Genomic DNA, 854 nt, shown 5'->3' on the forward strand with positions numbered 1-854 from the left:
GCTATGCCTGTGATGACCGCGAAGAGCCGGTCGTCGCCTTCCACTTCGGCCCCGAACGGACGGCCTCCGTCGGTGCGGCCCTGCTGGCAGCCCACGGCGTGGCGGGCGGCCACCTGGGACTGCAGGCCACGCCGCACGGCAAGGCACTCTGGCCGAGCAGATGGTCCGGCCCGAGCGCCTGAGCAGGACACCTGGGCCGCTGTGTCGGGATCACCTCCCTGCGTGGCCCGGCCGCCTGCTGGTGAGCACCGAACGATCGTGGAACCCACCAGTGGGGACAGGTCCGCGTTCAGATGCTTGGGAGCTGCGCAATCCAACTGTCGAAGAGGTCCGGGCAGTAGCGATCACGGCGGACAGGCGGGTAGGTCTCGTCCGGCCGGTCCCGGATCACGCGTCCGGGGTCGGTCGTGTGCAAAGCGCGGTACCACTCCTCAAGAGGGTCGGCCAGCCGAACATGAACGTCGACGTTGCGACGCCGCCGCGTGGTGTCGCTCGCACGCCGTTGCCGTAGTACGACTTCGGCGGGCACGACGCACGCGATCAAGTCGGCGATGCCGAGCCGGCGCCGGGCGATGACGTTCCGGGTCGGACGCAGTTGACGTTCGAACTCGTCCGCTGTCGCTGCCACTCCGCCTCTCGCCAGGGTCCAGGCGTAGCTGAGTTTCAACGGGTCCGTGTCACACACGGCGAGCTCGTACATGGCCGCAACGCTTGAGCGCGTGACCCCAACGCGACTCGTTCTGCCGTACCCAGAAGCGACCCGCCTCCTCGGCGGAAGCAGCCTCGTCCGCCGGACATCCACGGGGTCTCGCCAGCCCAGCCGCACGCCCCGCTCCGCCGCACGCCCGCGCCAC

2 protein-coding genes are annotated in these 854 nt (G+C 69.8%); one reads left to right on the forward strand and one right to left on the reverse strand.

Features of this window, described 5'->3' with window-relative positions:
• On the forward strand, nucleotides 1-182 hold a 182-nt coding region (locus tag AC13HU_RS37760), incomplete at its 5' end, for a hypothetical protein (RefSeq protein ID WP_483046522.1).
• Nucleotides 183-289: 107 nt separating this feature from the next.
• On the opposite strand, the gene AC13HU_RS37765 is transcribed toward AC13HU_RS37760, so the two are convergent.
• Nucleotides 290-700 carry a hypothetical protein gene (locus AC13HU_RS37765; protein ID WP_483046523.1) on the reverse strand — a complete coding sequence of 137 codons (411 nt, stop codon included), beginning with the start codon at nucleotides 698-700 and terminating at the stop codon, nucleotides 290-292.
• Nucleotides 701-854: the final 154 nt, after the last annotated feature.

The sequence above is a fragment of the Streptomyces sp. NH27 genome (assembly GCF_056859195.1).